The sequence below is a fragment of the Streptomyces sp. x-80 genome, from assembly GCF_046549095.1.
Taxonomy (GTDB): domain Bacteria; phylum Actinomycetota; class Actinomycetes; order Streptomycetales; family Streptomycetaceae; genus Streptomyces; species Streptomyces celluloflavus.
The window spans coordinates 521,719-536,435 of record NZ_JAJPWM010000001.1; the positions used below are offsets into that span (position 1 = coordinate 521,719).

The 14,717-nt window shown below is 73.1% G+C and carries 10 protein-coding genes; 4 read left to right on the forward strand and 6 right to left on the reverse strand.

Going from position 1 to position 14,717, the window contains the following annotated elements; translation table 11 throughout:
- Positions 1–44: 44 nt before the first annotated feature.
- Positions 45–1,271 (forward strand): MFS transporter, encoded by a 1,227-nt coding sequence (locus tag ACLJWH_RS02060; protein ID WP_411139776.1) that lies wholly within the window; start codon positions 45–47, stop codon positions 1,269–1,271.
- A gap of 487 nt (positions 1,272–1,758) precedes the next feature.
- Here the strand turns inward: ACLJWH_RS02060 and ACLJWH_RS02065 are convergent, their stop codons facing one another.
- A complete protein-coding gene (locus ACLJWH_RS02065; RefSeq protein ID WP_411139777.1) occupies positions 1,759–3,795 on the reverse strand; it encodes a M6 family metalloprotease domain-containing protein in 2,037 nt (678 codons plus the stop codon).
- A gap of 407 nt (positions 3,796–4,202) precedes the next feature.
- Between ACLJWH_RS02065 and ACLJWH_RS02070 the strand changes: the two genes are divergently transcribed.
- Together ACLJWH_RS02070 and rodA are read left to right on the forward strand one after the other, a co-directional pair.
- Complete coding sequence (locus ACLJWH_RS02070; RefSeq protein ID WP_411139907.1) at positions 4,203–5,534, forward strand: hypothetical protein; 1,332 nt, start codon at positions 4,203–4,205, stop codon at positions 5,532–5,534.
- 317 nt (positions 5,535–5,851) lie between these two features.
- Entirely contained in the window at positions 5,852–7,048 is a 1,197-nt protein-coding gene (gene rodA, locus ACLJWH_RS02075; RefSeq protein WP_411139778.1) for a rod shape-determining protein RodA, read from the forward strand.
- A 106-nt stretch (positions 7,049–7,154) separates the two neighbouring features.
- Here the strand turns inward: rodA and ACLJWH_RS02080 are convergent, their stop codons facing one another.
- The 3 genes from ACLJWH_RS02080 to ACLJWH_RS02090 form a co-directional block, all read right to left on the reverse strand.
- Complete coding sequence (locus ACLJWH_RS02080; protein ID WP_411139779.1) at positions 7,155–7,982, reverse strand: hypothetical protein; 828 nt, start codon at positions 7,980–7,982, stop codon at positions 7,155–7,157.
- Positions 7,982–9,253, reverse strand: a complete 1,272-nt coding sequence (locus ACLJWH_RS02085) for a VWA domain-containing protein (protein WP_411139780.1) — start codon at positions 9,251–9,253, stop codon at positions 7,982–7,984. Before ACLJWH_RS02085 ends, ACLJWH_RS02080 begins: the two co-directional genes overlap by 1 nt.
- Positions 9,254–9,446: 193 nt before the next feature.
- Positions 9,447–10,514, reverse strand: a complete 1,068-nt coding sequence (locus ACLJWH_RS02090; RefSeq protein ID WP_411139781.1) for a methyltransferase — start codon at positions 10,512–10,514, stop codon at positions 9,447–9,449.
- 298 nt (positions 10,515–10,812) lie between these two features.
- Here ACLJWH_RS02090 and ACLJWH_RS02095 point away from each other — a divergent pair, with 298 nt between their 5' ends.
- Complete coding sequence (locus tag ACLJWH_RS02095; protein ID WP_411139782.1) at positions 10,813–11,034, forward strand: hypothetical protein; 222 nt, start codon at positions 10,813–10,815, stop codon at positions 11,032–11,034.
- A gap of 874 nt (positions 11,035–11,908) precedes the next feature.
- On the opposite strand, the gene lgt is transcribed toward ACLJWH_RS02095, so the two are convergent.
- Together lgt and ACLJWH_RS02105 are read right to left on the reverse strand one after the other, a co-directional pair.
- Positions 11,909–12,865: a prolipoprotein diacylglyceryl transferase gene (gene lgt, locus ACLJWH_RS02100; protein ID WP_411139783.1), complete on the reverse strand. Its 957-nt coding sequence runs from the start codon at positions 12,863–12,865 to the stop codon at positions 11,909–11,911.
- Between the two features lie 316 nt (positions 12,866–13,181).
- Complete coding sequence (locus ACLJWH_RS02105; RefSeq protein ID WP_411139784.1) at positions 13,182–14,402, reverse strand: glycosyltransferase; 1,221 nt, start codon at positions 14,400–14,402, stop codon at positions 13,182–13,184.
- Positions 14,403–14,717: the final 315 nt, after the last annotated feature.

Consider the following 14,717-nt stretch of genomic DNA (forward strand, 5'->3'; position numbering starts at 1 on the left):
CCACGAAAGTATGCCGGTACGGGGTCGGCCTAGCGTCGGCTCATGTGATCGCACTCGACTCCGACCCCGTTTCCGCCCGCCCGGTCCGCAGGCCGGCCCGGCGGCTGATCCTGCTGCTGGCGGCCACCAGCGCCGTCACGGCGGCCAATGTCTACCTCAGCCAGCCCCTGCTGGGAGCCGTGGCCGCTTCGCTGCGGGTCGGTCCCGACCTCCTCGGGGCCGTCCCCACCGCTACCCAGCTGGGCTACGCGGCAGGCATCCTGCTGCTCGTGCCGGCCGGTGACAGCCACGACCGGCGCAGGCTGATCCTCGGCCTGGGCACGGCCTCCGCGCTCGCCCTCGCGGTCTGTGCCGTGGCTCCGTCGGCGGGGTGGCTGATCGTGGCGAGCTTCGCCGTCGGCGTGCTGTCCCCGGTCCCGCAACTGGTCACGCCCCTGGCCGTCGCACTGGCCGACGGGCCGGACGGCGGACGGGGCCGGGGCCGGACCGTGGGCACCGTACAGGGCGGCCTGCTGATCGGCGTGCTCGCCTCCCGCGCCTACTCCGGGTCGTTCGCCGAACTGGCCGGGTGGCGTGCCGTGTACGGCTGCTCCGCCGTGCTCACCCTCCTGCTGGTGCTCGTCCTCCGGCGGGCCCTGCCCCGGGTCCCGGCGGCCGCCGCGGTCCGCTACCGTGCCACGCTGGCGTCGCTCCCCCGGCTGTTCGTCTCCGCTCCGCTGGTCCGCCGGGTGACCGTCTCCGGGGCGCTGGTCGGCATCGCGTTCGGCGCCTTCTGGACGACCCTGACGTTTCTGCTGGTGGGCCACTACCGCCTGGGCCCGACCGCGATCGGGCTGTTCGGCCTGCTGGCCGCGGCCAGTGCCGTTGCCTCGCCGTACGCCGGGAGGGCGGCCGACCGGCTCGGCCACCGTGGCGCGCTGGCGATGCTCATCGGCCTGGTCCTCGTGGGATGGCTGATCCTGCTGCCGGGCGGCACCGGCCTCGGCTGGCTGATCGCGGGGGTGATCGTCCTCGATGTCGGTGTCTGGGGCGGCCAGGCCGCCAGCCAGACGGCCTTGTTCACGCTAGATCCCGCCACCCACAACCGCCTCAACACTCTCTACTTCACCCTCCGCTTCCTCGGCATCGCGCTCGGCTCCCTGGCCGGTTCGCTCGCCTGGTCGGCGGGCGGCTGGCCCGCCGTGGTGGGTACCGGGGCCGTGGCCACCCTGGCCGGCCTGATCGTCGGAGTGCTCCCCGTCCGTACTCCGGCGGCGCCGCGGCGGAGCTGACCGCCCGGCCCCTCCCACTGCCGGGCGCCGCCCGCGACACGGCCGGTCCGGCCGACGGGCCGGGAACGCGGCGTCGCGCACCCCGCCGACCGGATCGGTCACCGGTCCGGCCGCACCGCACCCTCGACGGCCAGGCGCGAGAGCCGGGCGTGGCCCCGCCGACAGGCCACCGCACGGCACCCGACCCGGCCTGACCCGGCCCGGTGCATCGGCCGCCGGACCGGGCACCCAGGCCCGGCAGGCGCCGGCCGCGCCGTCCCGTATCCGGCAGCCGCCCGCGTCGGCCGCCGGTCCGCACCCACGCGGGCGGCCCGGCCCGGCTCCACGGCGGCGGAACGGCCCGGCGCTTCCGCTCCGACGATGCCCATCGGAACCGGCACCATGCCGGACGCGGGCCCGGTTCAGGCGTGCGCGGTCCGACGGCCCGGAAGCGGGGCGCCCGCCGGCCGTTCGCCGGTGAGCCGTCGGGTGAGCGCCTCGCCGTCCGTCACTTCGTGAGGGTGCAGGAGGCCCGCGCGGTCCGGTGCGGGTCGCTTTCGGAGCGGGCGGTCAGGGTGATGCCGCCGTGGCGGGCGGCGTCCGGCCGGGCGGTGACGGCCACCGGAACGGTGACCGTGCCGCCCGCCGTGGCGGTGGCCAGGTTGTTGGGGAGCCAAGCGGCCCAGCCGCGGCCGGTGGCGGTGGCGTGCAGGCGGTAGACGTCGGCGGCGGGGGAGGACGTGCCGGCTGCCGGGTGGCCGCCCGAACGGGGGCTGGGGCGGGCGGTGTTGGTGAGCGGGAAGGTGCAGGTGGCCCGGCTGCCGACGGCGGCGCCGTGCGCCCGGCCGGTGCCGAGGGCGACGCCCCGGGGCTGGGGACCGGGACCGTCCAGGGACTTGACGGCGATGGTGTAGCTGAGGACGCCGGACGGGGTCCGGTGGAGGCCGAGGACGTAGAAGTGCAGCCGGTTGGCCCGGTCGACGTACTCGTACTGGCTGCCGGAGTCGGCGCCCGCATGGAAGAGGGCATCGCTGAGCTGGCGGTAGTCGCCCATGGTGATGTTCTGCTGTGTGCCGTCGGGGCGCCGGAAATCCGCCATCCGGATGTCTTCGGGGTGGGCGTCGATCACCCAGGCGAAGGGGGCCCGGTCCTTGTTCTTGGTCTTGGTGAGCAGCACCCCGTGGTCCGGGGTGAAGGAGTCCATGCCCATGCGGTCGACGACCTCGACGGTGTAGTTGTCGTAGCCGCCGCCGTCGCACAGCGGGTCGGTGGTGGTGTCGCAGCGCGGCGCCAGGTCGGACTTCATGGCGATGTTCACCCCGGAGAGCCCCTTCTCACCGGGCGGCGCGGCGCGCGCGGTGACCTCGGCGACGACGATCCCGGAGTCCTTGAGCGCGTCACGGTCCAGCCGCAGGACGTTCTTCTCGTCGACGGTGCCGAGTTTGATCTTGTCGCGGAGCACATGCTGGGCGCCCATGGACGCGCCGTTGGTGGCGGGGATCTGCCAGCGGGTGTGCGGGCCGCCGGGGCCGTTGAAGGAACCTCGCGAGAGCATGCCCCAGATGCCGGTGTAGCTGCGGCGGAGCGGGGTCCCGTAGGGGTTGTTGTAGTTGTCGGCGATGCCCAGGATGTGGCTGAACTCGTGGGCGTACACGGCCATGCCGGAACTCTCGGCCTGGGTGGACGAGCCGTCCATGGCGTTGGGCCAGATACGGGCCGCGGCCTGCCATGAGGTCCACGGCACATAGCGGGTGGCGGCGGAGCTGTCGCCGGTGGCGGTGGACGCCGGCGGGCCCCAGACGGCCGGTACGGCCTGCGGTCCGGCGAACTTCATCTGGCCGAACTCCTGCCAGGTGGAGGACTCGTCCTGACCGGCGGTGAGATAGAAGACGAAGTCGAACTTCCGGGTCGTCCCGTCGCCCGCGTCGGCGGTCCAGGCGGCGTTGCCGTCGGCCCTGATGTCCTTGCCGCAGGTGTCACCGGCCGGGCAGGCGCCGGGATTCATACCGTCTTCGATCCCGTACTGGTATGACTTCCACGGCATGCGGTACACGCCGAAGGCGGTCAGCTCGACGCCGATCCGGCCGCCGGAGTCCTCCATCCAGTACTCGTTGATGGTGTGGCCGTGGTTGAGGGGACCGGGTGTGTTGAGGAAGTCCTGGTAGAAGCGGGGGAGTCCGGTGCGGGGGATGCCGGACGCGGTGGGCTGGGGGTTGCCGAAGAGGGTCGAGCCGGCCGGCCGGCTGACGGTGAACTCCTCGTCGGGGTAGTCCAGGAGCACCAGCGCGCCCTTGAACATGCGCTGCGTGGGCCGGACGCCGGGGTCGGCCCAGTGGGTTCCGGGTACGGCGCGGTAGTCGGACCAGGTCATGTCGTCGGGATTGCGCCAGTGCTGCGGGTCGACGGGGCGGACGAGCGAGGGCCGGGCCCGGGGCGTGCCGTCGGGGGTGGCCCGTGCGGGGCCGGTGGCCACGGCGGCGGTCGCGAGGGCGAGGAGCGCGGCACCGGCGCTCAGCCGGCGGATTCTGCTGCGGCGGAGGAACAAGGCTCACCTCTTGTCGGGAATGCCTGGGCAAGAGCATGACAAATTGTTCGAGTTGTTCGAGCGGTGCGCCTGACCCCAGCAAAGGTAGGGCGGGCCGGGACGCGATGCCAGAGGGCCGAACCGGAGCCCACAGCCGGCACCGCCGCCCGGCATCGCCCCGCCGTCCGGGAATCCGGTCGTCGCCTCCTGGCCGTGGTGGACGGGACGGCTGCTCCGTATGGTGTGCGGGGGCCGTTCGCCGGTGTTCGCCTGCCGTACACCCCTGCGTGCACCCGCTGTTGGCGGCGGTCCCGGAAATTGTTGTGCGATACCGGAGCCGTCGAAGGGCACTTCTCGTGCGCAATCGTCTTTCCCCGTCCGTCCGCCGGACGTCACTCGCCGCGGGCGCGGCCGTTGTCCTGAGCACCATGGGCGCCGGGGGCCCCGCCCTCGCCGCGGGCCCCGCCACGCCGGTGATCTCCCTGTCGGCCGACCACCTCTCCGGCGCCGTGGACGCCACCGGGGATCCCACCGTGACCGTCACGGTCTCCCAGAGCGGCACCGACGCCTCGAAACTCAAGGTGACGGCGGCGTCCAGCTCCAAGCCCGGCGTGGCCGGTACGGGGGATGTCACCGTCAGCGGGAGCGGCACCACCCGCCGGGTGACGGTCGCCGCACACGGCGTCGGCTACACCGACCTGAAGCTCAAGGTCACCGGCAGCGGCGGCAAGACGGCCACCAGGACGCTGCACTACGCCGCGTCCGCGAAGGTCCAGTACACCGCGGACACCCGCTACTTCACCGGGTCCAGCGACGCCTCGGCCGCCGTCGACGCCGGCGACGGCTACGTCATCGTCGCCGACGACGAGTCCAACGTGCTGCGGCTCTACGACCGGAACGCCTCCGGCGGCCCCGTCAGGACCTGGGACTTCAGCTCGGAACTCGGTGTCTCCAAGGAGATCGACATGGAGGCCGCGGCCAGGGTCGGCGACACCATCTACTGGACCGGCTCGATGGGCAACAACAAGAGCGGCAAGTCCAAGCCCGACCGCTCCACGCTCTTCACCACCACCGTGACCGGCTCCGGCGCCCGTACCCAGCTGTCGCTGGCCGGTTCCTACAAGGGCCTGCGCGCCGACCTGGTCGCCTGGGACCAGGACCACGACGACCGGTACGGCTTCGCGGCGGGCACCGCCGACGGGCAGGTGCCGAAGCAGATCGACGGATTCAACGTGGAGGGCCTGGAGTTCGCGCCGGGGTCCACCACCACCGCGTACCTCGGCTTCCGTGCGCCGCTGGTGCCGCCGGAGAAGGGCGGCAAGGCGCTGCTGGTGCCGGTCACCAACATCGACAAGGTCGTCACCGGCAAGCACGCCACCTTCGGCACCCCGGTCGAACTGGACCTCGGCGGCCTCAGCATCCGCGACATCCGCAAGAACGCCGCGAATCAGTATCTGATCGTGGCCGGTTCGTGGGCGGCCGAGGACAACAGCGCCCCGTACACCCTCTACTCCTGGGACGGCGTCGCCGGGCACGCACCGGTCAAACTGCAATCGCTGCCGACGGACGACGTCGGCGGCTGGGAGGCCGTGGTGGACGTGCCCGACCTGCGGACGCCCGGCGCCCGCGCCCAGCTCATCACCGACTGCGGCTCCGCCGACCTCTACGGCGACGGCACCGAGGCCAAGGACCTCGACCACGACGAGTGGAAGAAGTCCCGCGCCACCTGGTTCACCGTGACACCGAAGACCGGGCGGTGACCCTCCGCGCGGTGCCGGGCCCGGCACCCGGCTGACCCCCGCCGCCCGTACACCGGCGGTCCGGCGACGCGTGACACCTCGCCGGACCGCCCGCCCGGGTACGCACACCGCACCGCACTCGGCCGCCGCCTCCCGCCCGCGACTTCTGCGGCAGATCACGGTTCGCCCACGCCTCTGGTTGTACGGTTGCGCAATGCAGCAAGCAAGTTCGCCGATCACATCACCGCCGAACACTGCGCCGCTGAGCAACTGGACCACCGAACCGCTGAACCACCGCACATCCCATGGAACTGATTCCGCACAGCCCAGGAGGCGGCGTGGCCTCGCGTGCCTACCCCATCCGTGATGCCCTTCCCGAAAAGCCGTTCCGGAGCAGGCTGTTGGCGCGCGGCTCGCTGCTGCGCCGGCTGGACTGGCTGCTGCTCGGCGCGGCCTTCGCCCTCTCGGCGACCGGCGCCCTGCTCGTCTACTCCGCCACCCGCGGCCGCACGGTGCTCAACCAGGGAGACCCGCACTTCTTCCTGCTGCGCCATGTCGCCAACACCGGCATCGGCGTGGCGCTGGCCGCCGGCACCCTGTGGTGGGGGCACCGCCGGGTACGCGACCTCGCGCCGGTCCTCTACGGCATCACGGCCCTGCTGGTCCTGCTCGTCCTGACACCGGCCGGCGCGACCATCAACGGCTCCAAACGCTGGATCGTGCTGGGCGGCGGCTTCTCCGTACAGCCCGCCGAGTTCGTCAAGGTCACGATCATCCTCATGATGGCGCTGGTGCTGACGGCCCGGGTGGACGCGGGCGAGCTGGCGCGCCCGGACCACCGCGGCGTCCTCCAGGCACTGGCGGTGGCGGGCTTCCCCGCCCTGCTCATCCTGCTCACCCCCGACCTCGGTCAGACGATGGGGGTCGCGGCGGTGGTGCTGGGCGTGCTGATCGCCGCCGGGGTACGGGCCCGGTGGATCATCGGGCTGCTGGCGGCGGGCGTGCTCGGCGCGGTGGCCGTCTGGCAGTTCCACCTCATGGACCAGTACCAGGTCAACCGGTTCGCCGCGTTCGCCGACCCCGCGCTCGACCCGGTCGGCGTCGGCTACAACACCAGCCAGGCCCGGATCGCGATCGGCGCGGGCGGGCTCACCGGCTCGGGGCTCTTCCACGGAGCCCAGACCAACGGGCAGTTCGTACCGGAGCAGCAGACCGACTTCGTCTTCTCCGTCGCCGGTGAGGAACTGGGCTTCGTCGGCGCGGGCCTGATCATCGCGCTGATCGCCGTGGTGCTCTGGCGGGCCTGCCGGATCGCCCGCGAGTGCTCCGACCTGTACGGGACGGTGCTGGCGGCCGGCATCGTCTCCTGGCTGGCCTTCCAGTCGTTCGAGAACATCGGGATGAACCTCGGCATCATGCCGGTGACCGGCCTGCCGCTGCCGTTCGTCAGCTACGGCGGATCGTCGATGTTCGCGGGCTGGATCGCCATCGGCCTGCTGGAAGCCATCAGACTGCAACGCCCGCTGCGCCCCTGAGACCTCCGGGGCGGACGGTCAGGGTGCCGGGAACCTCGTTCGAGGATCGCGCACAAGCGACGGGGAGGCGGCGGCCACGGCACCGGGCCGTGGCCGCCGCGGCAGGTCAGTAGCCCGGCGGTACCCGTGACGGGCGGCCGGATCCCCGGGTGAGGCAGTAGCCCGCGATGCCCCCGAGTGCCGCCAGCAACCCGCCGGCCGCGGTCCAGATCCAGCGGTCGGACCACCAGCCGGAGGACCACCCGCCGTCCGGCTCGTCCAGGGCCACCGGCTGCGCGGCCGTCGCGCTCGGCTGCGGCCGCGGTGCGGCGGTGGCACCGGGTACCAGCGGAGCGGCGAGCATGCCGTCCACCGCCTGCGAACCGCCCGCATCGGTCGCGCCGACCGAGATCTCGGCGCGCACCGGCAGACCGAGATCGTCCTGCGGCAGGTCGGTGACCGTCAGCCGGATGTAGTAGCTGCCCGGCAGCGGATCGTTCGCCCAGGGTTCGGCCCAGGCGCGGACCGTGCGCAGGGAGCAGGTCAGTTCTACGGTGCGGGCGTCCTTGGCCGCCGCCTTGGCCGGCGTGCCGTACTTGCACGCCTGGTGGCGGCGGAGCCCGTCGTACACATCGAGCTGCCAGGTGGCGGCGCCGTGCCGGGCGGCCGCCTCGGGCAGCGTCACCTTGGCCTTCACCGTGGCGCGCTGCCCCGTGTCCACGGGGACCGACCAGTAGAGGTAGTCGCCGGTGGACGCACCGGCCGTGGCCGGCTGGTCCAGCTTGATCGCGGTCGCGGTGCGGAAGGAGGTGCCCGCCTCGGTCGGAGCGGCCGCGCTCGCGTCGGCGCTCGCGCCCGGACTCGGTGAGGAACTGTCGGCCGCGGCCACGCCCACCGGGCCGAGCAGGCTCGCACCGGCCAGCAGACCCACCGTCAATTTACGTACGATGCCCATCAGTTGGTCCTCCAGACGGCGACGCGCCAACGTGAGATCCAGCCCCACAGCAGACCGGCGAGCAGACCGGCGAGAGCCAGTGCGCCCAGCAGCCACCAGCCGTGGCCGAGGCCGAAGAAGGCCGTGTCGGCCGCGTTGTCGGGCCCGTCCACCAGATCGATGCTCAGCTCGACGGGCAGGCCCGGGTCGGTCTTGACCGAGGCGGGCGCCGAGAAGGAGTTGCTGACCTGGAGGCAGACGGTCCGCGCCGGCTCGGTGTCACCGCTCGCCTTGTCGGCCGGGGCCGTGGGATAGCGCAGCCCGGAGGAGATCACGTCGGTGCGGCCGTCGCCGGCCTCCGAGCCGCGGACGATCTCCCGGCCGTGCGGGGTCGAGGCCCGCAGCAGCACCCCGTAGTCGTTGTCGACCGCCCGGTCGGCGGCGATGCTCACCGACGCGCGCAGCTCCTGGCCGGGCGGGACGTCCACCCGGTACCAGCGGTGCTCGGCGAACTTCTCGCGGTCGCTGTAGAGACCGGCCGTGAGCTTCGGGGCGCTGCTGCACTGCTGCGCGCCCTCGGTCGCCACCGGTGTGACGACCGGTTTGGCGGCGCGGTCCACCAACTGGTGGACGCGGTTGCGCAGTTGGTCGCTGTGCTGCACCGAGGTGTACGTACCGCCGGTCGCCTCGGCGATACAGCTCAGCTGGTTACGGGTCTTGGCGTCCGGCAGCAGCCCGAGTGTGTCGATGACGAGGTGAATGCCCTTGGCGGCGATGTCGCGGGCGATCTGGCAGGGGTCGAGTGGGGCACAGGTGTCCTCGCCGTCCGTGATGAGGACGATCCGGCGGGTCGAGTCGCCGCCCTTGAGGTCATCGGCCGCGCCCAGCAGGGCCGGTCCGATCGGCGTCCAGCCGGTGGGGGCGAGCGTCGCCACCGCGGCCTTCGCCTCGGTCCGGTTGAGCGGTCCGACCGGGTAGAGCTGCCGGGTGTCCTTGCAGCCGAGCTTCCGGTCCTGGCCGGGGTAGTCGGCGCCGAGCGTGCGTATGCCGAGCTGGACCTCTTCGGGGACCGCGTCCAGCACCTCGTTGAACGCCTGCTTCGCCGCGGCCATCCGGCTCTGGCCGTCGATGTCGCGCGACCGCATCGAGCCGCTGACGTCGAGCACCAACTCGACCTTGGGGGAGGATTTCGTATCTGGTGCGTCAGCGGCGGCGGGGGTGGGAAGGAGCCCGACAGCCAGCGCGGCAAGCAGCCCGCACACCCCGGCTGCCAGCCGTTTTCTTGTGATCATCGCCGGATCGTATTGAGAATTCTCCCGCACTCCAAAACGAGCCCGCGAGCGGCCCGGACCGCACGCCCGGCCGGCGGCCCGGCAGCCGGCGCGTGGTGACCACGCGCCGGTGACCCGCCGTCATGTGTCCGCAGGCGAAGTGCGGGCCCCGCGTCGCGGCCGACGGCTTCCGGGACGCCCGCGCCGGACTTCCTCAGGGCCGGCCGGGGCCATCCGGTGCGCCGTCGTCGTCCGCGACGCCCTCGACGATCGACAGCACGGTGGACGTGGGAACGACCCGGGCCACCCGCAGCCCGGCCGCGCCGAACAGCTCGGCGAAGTCCGCCTCCGTCCGCTCCCGGCCGACCAGGGACGCCATCATCATCAGGTCCAGGGTCTTGCCCTGATGCGGGGCGTTGCCCGGCGGGATGACCGCGTCGACGACGAGCACCCGCCCGCCCGGGGCCATCGCCCGCCGGCAGTTGCGCAGGATGCCCACGCTCTGCTCGTCGTCCCAGTCGTGCAGGATGCGCTTGAGCAGATAGAGGTCCCCGGGCGGCACCGACGCGAAGAAGTCGCCCTTCTCCACGGCACAGCGTCCGGCCACGTCCGAGGTGTCGATGCGGTTGCCCGCCAGCACGTGCGCCCGGTCGTAGAGGATGCCGCGCAGCCCCGGCCCGCCGCGCAGCGCGGCCAGCAGAAAGCCGCCGTGCCCGCCGCCGACGTCCACGACGGTCCCGCGTGCCGGGAAGTCGTAGCTGTCGGCGAGGGGCTCGTTCTCGGCATCGGACATGGCGGCCATGCCGTCGTGGAAGACGGCGGCGGTGTCCTCGTTCTGTGCGAAGTAGTCGAAGAACGGCATGCCGAAGATCTGGCCGAATGGCGAGGTCCCCTTCTCCAGGCAGTGGGCCATCTCCCCGCTCGGCAGCCACAGCGCCCGGTCCGTCAGCATCAGGACCGCGGAGCGCGCCGAGACGGGTGCGTCGGACCGCAGGGCGTCGCCCGCCGCGGTCAGCCGGAACCGTCCGCGGTCGTCCTCCTCGAACAGTCCGCGGGTGGCCAGCAGTCGCAGGACGCGGTGGAGGTTCCGCGCGTCGGTGCCCGTCGCCTGCGCCAGCTCCGCCGCGGTACGGGGCCCGTCGGCCAGATGGTCCGCCACCCCTACGGCCGCCGCCGCACGCAGCGCGGCCGGATACAGGAACCCCAGAGCCTCCTCGACGACCCGGGCGGAACTCCGCCGCCCCGCTGCCTCGGTGTCCGCCTCGCGAAGGTCATCGTTCATGGATCGCCTCCATATACGCCCGAACCGAAGTGCCGTGCCTGAACCGCGTTGCGCGTCCGGCACAGCTTGCCAGCCTCCCGGAGCGGGCGGTGGTGCCGTCCCGGCCCGCCATCGGAATTGAGCCCACGTCATGAGGCCCTCTTGCGCGCCGTGGTGGGGACCGGGCCGACGGCCCGGGGTCCGCTCACCGGGACGTACGCATTCTGTGCGGCGATTGGCTGAACGGATGTTTTGGGGGCATTGGTGCAGGTGATCCCTGAGGGGACCGATGTCTCAATCCGATCCTCATGGAGTAAATATGCGCATTCGCGCCGCGATCGCTGCTAGTGCCCTGGCCGTCACCATCGTCCTCGGCGGTGCGAGTTCCGCCCTGGCCGGCGGCAAGGACCACGAATCCAACCGTGGCGGCGTCGGCAAGTTCGGTGCCTGTGGCCTCTCCGCGGGCATCATCGAAGGCAACCCCGTCTTCGGTGAGGGCTGTCTGGGCGGCGACTGGGGCACCTGGGACAGCTGGCGGTAAGGCGGAAAACACCCGGGAACGCCTCCGGAGGCACCGGCCGGCACGGTCCGCGACCGTCCGTCGTCCGGACTCCGGACAGGCGATCCGGTATCCGCCGCCGGTGTACGCGGGCCCTTCCTCGTGACTGGCCCGCGCTCGGCGCGCATCCGCCGCAGCCGGCCCGGGACTGCGCCGCCGTCGCGCCGTCCCGGGCACACCCGCCGCAGCGCCGGGCCGCCGTCCGGCGCTGCGGCCCTCGACCAGCGGGCCGGGCCCGTCGGACATCGCCCGGGGACCGGTCTCGAACCGCTCCTCGTCCGGACGCGGGACGCAGCCGTTCACCAGCCGGCTTCGCGCGCGGCGGGCGCCGGACAGCCGTCGTGGCGGTGGGGCGGACGGCCCCACTACGAAGGTGCGGCAGCCGTCCTCCGGCGCGGAGCGGCACTTCCTCCACCACCTCGGCGCGCCCCTCGCCGTCTTCAGCCCCGGCACCTTCCCGGACCTCGGCAACCGGCAGCAGGCGTTTCAGGACGGCCCTGCGAACCACCGCGTCCACCTCGTGCGGGCCGGGGGCGCGGGCTGCTGCCCGTCACCGGTCTCCGGCCGGCGCACCGGCCCGGCCCTGGCGGCCGGCCGCGCACCGGCCGACGGACTCGGCGGGCGGAGCGGGCGACGGCCACCGCACCGCGTTCGCCCGCTACGAGGCATGCCGGGGCCCGTTCGCCGAGCTCCGCCAGGCCGTTGCGGCCCTCGCGACGGAGATTCCCGGCGGGGCCGGCCGGCGAAGAATCGGCGAACGGGCCGAGAACGCGATCACGCTGGACAGCCGACCCCGCTGATAGCCGGCCGTGCCGTGCCGTGGTCGGCGGGTGGTGTGCCGTCGCGGCGCCCGTCGTCAGGACGTCTTGTCGTGCGGACCGGGCGCGGTCCCGGTGTCCGGTGGCGCGTCCGGGGACCGGGTGTCGCCCGGCTCGGTGCCGGTGGGCCGGGAGTCCCCGGGGCCGTCGGCGCCGGGCTGTGGGACGCCGGACGCCGGATCGCCGGGCCGGGCATCTCCGGTCCCCTTGTGCCGGGTCGCGTAGAGGTAGCACAGCGCGCCGAGGATCAGGGCGGCGGAGACCCAGTCGTTGAGCCGCAGGCCCAGGAAGTGGTTGGCGTGATCGATGCGCAGCGCCTCGATCCAGGTGCGCCCCGCGGAGTAGGCGAGCACATAGCAGGCGAACAGGCGGCCATGGCGCAGCCGGTAGCGCCGGTCGAGCCACAGCAGCAGCGCCATCACACCGAGGTTCCACAGCGACTCGTACAGGAACGTCGGGTGGTAGAAGGCGATATCGGGGCTGTCGGCCGGCCGGTGCGCCGGGTCGATCAGCAGCTTCCAGGGCAGGTTGGTGGGGCCGCCGTACAACTCCTGGTTGAAGTAGTTGCCCCACCGCCCGATCGCCTGCGCCAGGATGAGACCGGGGGCGGCGACGTCCGCGAACTGGGCCAGTGTGATGCCGCGCCGACGGCAGCCCAGCCACGCCCCGACGGCACCCAGGGCGACGGCACCCGGGATGCCGAGCCCGCCGTCCCAGACGTACAGGGCGCGGATGGGCTCCTTCCCGGCGGCGAAGTACAGCTCCGGGTCGGTGATCACGTGATACAGCCGACCGCCGAGAAGGCCGAACGGCACGGCCCACACCGCGATATCGGCGATGTCATCACGGTTGCCGCCCCGTGCGGCCCAGCGCCGTCCGGTCAGCCACACCGCGACGAAGATGCCGGCGATGATGCACAGCGCATACGCGCGGATCGGCAACGGGCCGAGGTACCAGACCCCTTGGGAGGGGCTCGGCAGATACGCCAACGTCATAGGGCTTTCGCTCTCGCCGTACGTCCCGGACACCGCCGGGCGGACGTGCCCGACACTACCTCGGGCACCGAAACCTTCCGGAGCCGGACGGACGCCGCCGTCTTCCCGGCCCCGCCGGCGTACCGCCGCCGGTGACACAGGGGAGGGGCCGCCACTCCCGTCCGTATCCGTACGGTCGGACGGCCGACCGTACGGCGCGCGGCGACTCGGCCACCCGCGGCCCGCCGGCCGGCCCCGGGGTCCCTCCGGCGCACACCTGCCGGAGGGACCCCGAGCCCCGTCCGGGCCGGACCGGGGCAGACAGACGCGGCGCGGGTCAGGAGACCAGCGCCTCCAGGTCGGCCGCGGCCTGGCCGATGTCCGGCAGGGCGAGCGTGGCGAGCTGTGCCTGGCGCGTCCGGGCCGCGACGGTACGGTCGCCGAGGATGTCCTGACAGGCGGCGGTGAGCGCTTCGGGCCGGGTGTCGGTGAGGTGCCGGCCGAGACCGAGGGCCTGTACCCGCTCCGCGTTGAGCGGCTGGTCGCCGAAGTTCGGCAGGACCGCCATGGGCGTGCCGGTGCGCACCGCCTCCCGGATGCTGTTGTAGCCGCCGTGGGTGACGAACAGGTCGGCGCACTCCAGCAGAAGCGGCTGCGCCAGCCGGTCCGTCAGATGGACGTTCGGGCCCGGCCGGACGTCGGGCAGCGGTATGTCCGCGGTCGCCACCACGGCGGTGCAGTCCAGCTCCGACAGTCCGGCGATGATCGCCCGAAGCACCTCGGAGGGATCGGTCATCCCCGGCGGGAGCGGGGCGCCTTCGGCCAGCATGGCGCGGACCATCGGCAGGGCGGTGCCGACCGCGGCGAAGACCAGCGGCCGGTCCGTGGGGAGGCGCGTCACCCAGTCCGGCAGCCCGGCGGTGCGGTCCACGACGGTGGTCTGCCGGTAGGCCAGGACGGTGGCCGGGAAACGGGCGAAGGAGTACTCGGCCGGCAGATAGTCGAACCGGCCGTACGGGTACAGCGACGCGGGGGCGTCCTGCACGGGCAGCCCGACCTGTTCGCGCAGCCGGTTCAGGCCCGGCAACAGGGCCGCCGGATCGATCATATTGACCAGGCCGGAGGGGATGGGCAGGTGCGGGATGCCGAGCTGCTCCGCCAGCAGCACGGCGCCCAGGTCCATGCCGTCGCGGATGACGACGTCGGGACGCGCCTCGCGGGACAGCGTCAGCAGCGCCTGGTGCCCCTCGGTGGCCTGGGCGCCCGTGAGCCGTTCCAGCATCATCCGGAGAAGCGGGTTGTTCTCGGGATCGGCGCCGAGCGCCGGGGAATCGGGGGAGCCGGCGGGGACCGGGGGGCCGGCCGCGTCGGACGGCGACCCGAGCTGCAACTGCGGCAGGCACTCGGACACGGCGACCTGGTCGGCGGCGAAGACCGGCGCCACGTCCGGTGTCGACGCCACCATGACCTCATGACCGGCCGCGGCCAGCGCGCGGGCCAGTGGCAGCAGGGCCCGGCCGTGTGAGGGCGAGCCGGTCGCGGTGCACAGAACACGCATGGATACCTCTTCCGTGGACGGTGGCTGTGCGTGCCGGCAGGCGTACGCACGCCGGGCGGCGCTGTCGTACGGGTGTCCCCGGCGCGGCGCCGTGGTGCGGGCCCCTTCGTGAACGGGCCGCCTTGCGGCGCGGCCCCGGCTCCGCGAGGACCCGGTTGTCGTGCCGTGCCCCGCGTCCGCACGGAGAGGTTCCGCAGGAGACTCCCTCCCCGGCGGGCCGGACCCGAACGGTGGTGTCGAGGTCATGTCCCTCCACCGGGCCGCACAGGACAACAGCTCATGACGTGATCACCGTAAGTAGGGCACAAAGAGCAC

What these genes read in the sequence shown, in the direction of transcription:
- ACLJWH_RS02070 (WP_411139907.1), top strand. Translation starts at nt 4,203, where the DNA reads ATGGGCGCCGGGGGCCCCGCCCTCGCCGCGGGCCCCGCCACGCCGGTG.
- ACLJWH_RS02080 (WP_411139779.1), bottom strand. Translation starts at nt 7,982, where the DNA reads ATGGGCATCGTACGTAAATTGACGGTGGGTCTGCTGGCCGGTGCGAGC.
- ACLJWH_RS02085 (WP_411139780.1), bottom strand. Translation starts at nt 9,253, where the DNA reads ATGATCACAAGAAAACGGCTGGCAGCCGGGGTGTGCGGGCTGCTTGCC.
- ACLJWH_RS02090 (WP_411139781.1), bottom strand. Translation starts at nt 10,514, where the DNA reads ATGAACGATGACCTTCGCGAGGCGGACACCGAGGCAGCGGGGCGGCGG.
- ACLJWH_RS02095 (WP_411139782.1), top strand. Translation starts at nt 10,813, where the DNA reads ATGCGCATTCGCGCCGCGATCGCTGCTAGTGCCCTGGCCGTCACCATC.
- lgt (WP_411139783.1), bottom strand. Translation starts at nt 12,865, where the DNA reads ATGACGTTGGCGTATCTGCCGAGCCCCTCCCAAGGGGTCTGGTACCTC.
- ACLJWH_RS02105 (WP_411139784.1), bottom strand. Translation starts at nt 14,402, where the DNA reads ATGCGTGTTCTGTGCACCGCGACCGGCTCGCCCTCACACGGCCGGGCC.